This window comes from Yinghuangia sp. YIM S10712, assembly GCF_051388935.1.
Taxonomy (GTDB): domain Bacteria; phylum Actinomycetota; class Actinomycetes; order Streptomycetales; family Streptomycetaceae; genus Yinghuangia.
In genome coordinates, this window is record NZ_JBPKBI010000005.1 from 141,698 (window position 1) to 146,380 (window position 4,683).

General features: G+C 70.9%; 4 protein-coding genes. 1 reads left to right on the forward strand and 3 read right to left on the reverse strand.

The annotated features are described in order from the left end of the window. Nucleotides 1-64: 64 nt before the first annotated feature. Both leuD and leuC read right to left on the reverse strand, forming a co-directional pair. Nucleotides 65-658 (reverse strand): 3-isopropylmalate dehydratase small subunit, encoded by a 594-nt coding sequence (gene leuD / locus ACRX5W_RS14165; protein ID WP_436788453.1) that lies wholly within the window; start codon nt 656-658, stop codon nt 65-67. Nucleotides 659-664: 6 nt separating this feature from the next. Further along, a complete protein-coding gene (leuC, locus tag ACRX5W_RS14170) occupies nt 665-2,086 on the reverse strand; it encodes a 3-isopropylmalate dehydratase large subunit (RefSeq protein WP_436788454.1) in 1,422 nt (473 codons plus the stop codon). Between the two features lie 187 nt (nt 2,087-2,273). On the opposite strand from leuC, the gene ACRX5W_RS14175 reads away from it, so the two are divergent. Continuing rightward, on the forward strand, nt 2,274-2,999 hold the full coding sequence (locus tag ACRX5W_RS14175; protein WP_231778302.1) for an IclR family transcriptional regulator: 726 nt from the start codon (nt 2,274-2,276) through the stop codon (nt 2,997-2,999). Between the two features lie 504 nt (nt 3,000-3,503). Here the strand turns inward: ACRX5W_RS14175 and ACRX5W_RS14180 are convergent. Next, complete coding sequence (locus tag ACRX5W_RS14180) at nt 3,504-4,061, reverse strand: hypothetical protein (protein ID WP_436788455.1); 558 nt, start codon at nt 4,059-4,061, stop codon at nt 3,504-3,506. Nucleotides 4,062-4,683 lie beyond the last annotated feature (622 nt).

The following is a 4,683-nucleotide window of genomic DNA, read 5'->3' on the forward strand; positions in this document are numbered from 1 at the left end:
TGGTTCACCAGGGTGACTTCCGGCCACCGTACGGCCGTTCGTGGCGGGGGCTTCGCGCCCGGGTTCAGGCGGTCTGCGTGCGGGGCAGCCAGGTGGGACGGCGCTGCTCGAACGCCGTGACGTCCTCTTCGTGACGGAGTGTCAGACCGATGTCGTCCAGGCCCTCCAGCAGCCGCCAGCGCGTGTAGTCGTCGATCTCGAACGCGGCGACCAGATCGCCCGCGCGGACCTGGCGTTCCACGAGGTCGACGGTGACCTCGGCGGCCGGGTCGGCCTCGGTCAGCTCCCACAGGCGGTCGACGGTCTCCTGCGGCAGGACCACCGTCAGGAGGCCGCCCTTCAGCGAGTTGCCACGGAAGATGTCGGCGAACCGCGACGAGATGACCGCCTTGAAGCCGTAGTTCTGCAGCGCCCACACGGCGTGTTCCCGCGACGAGCCGGTGCCGAAGTCGGGTCCGGCGACCAGAACGGTCGCGCCCTGGCGCTCGGGGCGGTTCAGGACGAACTCGGGGTCCTTGCGCCACGCCTCGAAGAGGCCGTCCTCGAAACCGTTCCGAGTGACCTTCTTGAGCCAGTGGGCGGGGATGATCTGGTCGGTGTCGACGTTGCTGCGGCGCAGCGGAACGGCCGTGCCGGTGTGCGTGGTGAACGGTTCCATGGGTGATCAGACTCCTGCGGGCACGGCGGCGTCGAGGTCGGCGGGGGCGGCGAGGTGGCCGAGCACCGCGGTGGCGGCGGCAACCTGCGGCGAAACCAGGTGCGTACGGCCGCCCTTGCCCTGGCGTCCCTCGAAGTTGCGGTTGGACGTGGAGGCGCTGCGCTCGCCCGGGGCCAGTTGGTCCGGGTTCATGCCGAGACACATCGAGCAACCGGCGTAACGCCATTCGGCGCCCGCTTCGGTGAACACCTTGTCCAGCCCCTCGCTGACGGCCTCCATCGAGACGCGCACCGAACCGGGCACCACGAGCATGCGTACGCCGTCGGCGACCTTGCGCCCGCGCAGGATGTCGGCGACCGCGCGCAGGTCCTCCATGCGGCCGTTGGTGCACGAGCCGATGAAGACGGTGTCGACCTTGATGTCGCGCAGCGGCTGCCCCGCGGACAGGCCCATGTATTCCAGGGCCTTTTCGGCGGCGAGGCGCTCGGACTCGTCGGTGAACGACGCCGGGTCCGGGACGTTCGCCGACAACGGCGCGCCCTGGCCGGGGTTGGTGCCCCACGTGACGAACGGGGCGAGCTCCGACGCCTCGATGACCACCTCGTGGTCGAACGTCGCGTCGTCGTCGGTCTTCAGCGACGACCAGTACTCGACGGCGGCGTCCCAGTCGGCGCCGGTGGGCGCGTGGTCGCGGCCCTTGAGGTACGCCAGGGTCGTCTCGTCCGGGGCGATCATGCCGGCGCGGGCGCCCGCCTCGATCGACATGTTGCAGACGGTCATCCGGCCCTCCATCGAGAGGTTCCGGATCGCCTCGCCGCGGTACTCGATGACGTAGCCCTGCCCGCCACCGGTCCCGATCTTGGCGATCACCGCCAGGATCAGGTCCTTGGCCGTGACTCCGGCGGGCAGTTCGCCGTTGACGGTGACGGCCATGGTCTTGAAGGGCGCCATCGGCAGCGTCTGCGTGGCCAGGACGTGCTCGACCTGGCTCGTGCCGATGCCGAACGCGAGAGCTCCGAACGCACCGTGCGTGGAGGTGTGGCTGTCACCGCACACGACCGTCATGCCGGGCTGGGTCAGCCCCAACTGCGGGCCGACGACGTGCACGACGCCCTGCTCGACGTCGCCGAGGGGGTGGATGCGCACGCCGAACTCCGCGGCGTTGCGGCGCAGGGTCTCCAGCTGGACGCGCGAGACCGGGTCCGCGATGGGCTTGTCGATGTCCAGGGTGGGGGTGTTGTGGTCCTCGGTGGCGATCGTGAGATCGGTCCGGCGGACCCGGCGGCCGGCCTGGCGCAGCCCGTCGAAGGCCTGCGGGCTGGTCACCTCGTGCAGCAGGTGCAGGTCGATGTAGAGCAGGTCGGGCTCACCTTCAGCACGACGCACAACATGTGCGTCCCAGACCTTCTCCGCGAGTGTCCGTCCCATCGCTGTCCCTCCGGTCGGCCCCGTTGCCGACTGTTGCCGACTTCCTGTGTGGTGCTTGCTGTGCCGTTGCGCGACCACGCTGTGCCGTCGCCCACCCGCGACGTCTGCGTCCGCGGTTCGAAAACTCTGCCACCAAGCCGCAGAAAACGGACTTGCGTCTCGTCATCTGAGACGGCAATATCAGAGCATGGACAACTCTAGCGGAGTCGGCGTGCTCGACAAGGCCGCTGTCGTGCTGGCCGCGCTCGAAGCCGGGCCAGCGACGCTGGCGGGGCTCGTCGCCACGACCGGACTGGCCCGACCCACCGCCCACCGCCTCGCGGTCGCCCTCGAACACCACCGCCTCGTCGCCCGCGACATGCAGGGACGCTTCGTCCTCGGCCCTCGTCTCGCCGAACTCGCCGCCGCGGCGGGCGAGGACCGGCTGCTCGCCGCCGCCCACCCGGTGCTGGCGCACCTGCGCGACGTCACCGGCGAGAGCGCGCAGTTGTACCGCCGCCAAGGCGACATGCGCGTGTGCGTGGCCGCCGCGGAGCGATTGTCCGGATTGCGCGACACCGTCCCGGTCGGCAGCACGCTCCCCATGAAAGCGGGATCCGCCGCTCAGTGCCTCCTGGCCTGGGAGGAGCCCGAGCGCCTGCACCGGGGCCTGCAAGGCGCGCGGTTCACGGCGACGACCCTCTCCGGTGTGCGGCGTCGCGGCTGGGCGCAGAGCATCGGCGAACGCGAACCCGGTGTCGCGTCGGTCTCCGCCGCCGTCCGCGGCCCCAGCAACCGCGTCGTGGCCGCGGTGTCCGTCTCCGGCCCCATCGAACGCCTCACCCGCCACCCCGGCCGACTGCACGCGCAAGCCGTCATGGAGGCCGCGGCCAAGCTCTCCGACGCGCTGCGGAAGGCCCAGGTCGACGTCTAGTGCGGTGGCCACAAAGGTCTGCCGGGTCTTGTTGTCCGGTGCCGTGCATCGCAAGGCGCAGGGCCGCAGCAGCTCGTACTCGGTCGTAACCGCGAGATCCCGCAACGCCGCGAGATGCGGTGACGCGCGGCGAGAGCCGGTGAACCTTTGTGGCCACCGCACTGGGCGGGGCCCTCTCGGGTATCCCTCCGGGCCGCGCCGACTGCGCGCACGCTCGCGTTTTCCTGACCGCCGGAGAACGCGCCGCCGAGCTCCTCGACGAGCAGCGCGCCGTACGAGACCGGCCCAAGGCCCCGACGCACGGCGGAGGGACTTGGGTGGGCGCGTTGTCTGCGATCCGTGCGCACACATGCGGACGGGGCCGACGCGGCCGGTGCCGGTCGGCCCCGCTCGGGGCGATCACCGATCGAACGCGGTCGCGCCCGTCGGCGGAGTCCGTCAGCCTCCCGGAGAACCTGGTCGAAGGCTGGTCACGGACAGGTCACGTAATTGCCAAGCCGTGTCTCAGAGGCCGGGCCGGAAGGTCTTCCAACCGTCGTTCCACGGGTTGTCCGCACTGCTGAGATCCATGTCGAGCGGGGGGTGCTGGACGGTCGACTGCGGCTTCTTCGCGCGCGCCTCGGACCCCTCGTGCGGCTTCGCCTGCACTTCCCGCTGCGGCCGGTTCGCCTCGGATCCGCTCGGCACCTGGGGCGTCGCGGCGTTGCGCACGGGAGTGTCGGCGGGCGCGGCGGGCCGGTTCGGCAGCGACGACTGGACCGACGCGGTGGCCAGCGGGCTGGGTGCGCGCATCGGGTTCGGCGGCACGGCGGGAAGCTGTGCATCGCCCGCGGATCGGGCTTGTTCGAGGCCTTGGACGAAGCTGGCGAGCCGGTTGCGCACGTCCTGCGGATCTCGGGACAGCCCCGCGAAGATGCCGGGAACGAACGTCGACACGGAGTCGACGGCCGCGCCCGGGACCAAATTCGCCTGCGGCATTCGCCGCGGCAATCCCGAGTGCGTCATGCCCTCGACCACCGGCTCACGCGCAGCCTGCGCCGCGCGCCAGCTGTTGTCGTCCACAGAACCCCCATCTCATCCGTCGTGCCGGGCCCGCTACCAAGATCAGCTTCATATCAATTGGGCAACGGAATCTGTAACCACGACCCTAGCAACGCCCGAGATCGCTTGGGGGTTCCGGGGTCCGCGATCTCCGACGTTGTCACCAAGCTGTGAAACTTTCGGGTTTGACGGGGTCTCGGGCAAGGCACGACGGATGGCTCGTGTGCCGGCGAAAGGCGAAGGGACACGGCCGGTCCGGGCGGCCGGGGACTGAGGAGCGGCCGCCGGACGAGGCACGGACCCGTACGCGTGTCACATGCGTTGTCCGCAGCGGACACGCGGGGTGCGGCGGCGGTGCGGGGCGTTCACAGCCCGGCGAACTCCCGCTCCGGCGCAAGGGTGAACGGACGGACTTCGGGCGCCCGGGGAGCCGGCGTATAGGGCCGGCGGGAAAGGGCGTGCCGCGCTGTGCGTCCCGGCGGGCACCGCGATCCGCCGCGTGGTGTGCGGGAGACCGCCTGGGGCCTGTTCGTGGACCTCGGCCCGGTGAGCTACGGCGAGGATCGGTGAGGATCGGTGAGGATCGGTGAGGACCGGTGAGAGCGGTGGCGTAACGGGGTGCCGACGCACCATCGGGGGGGGG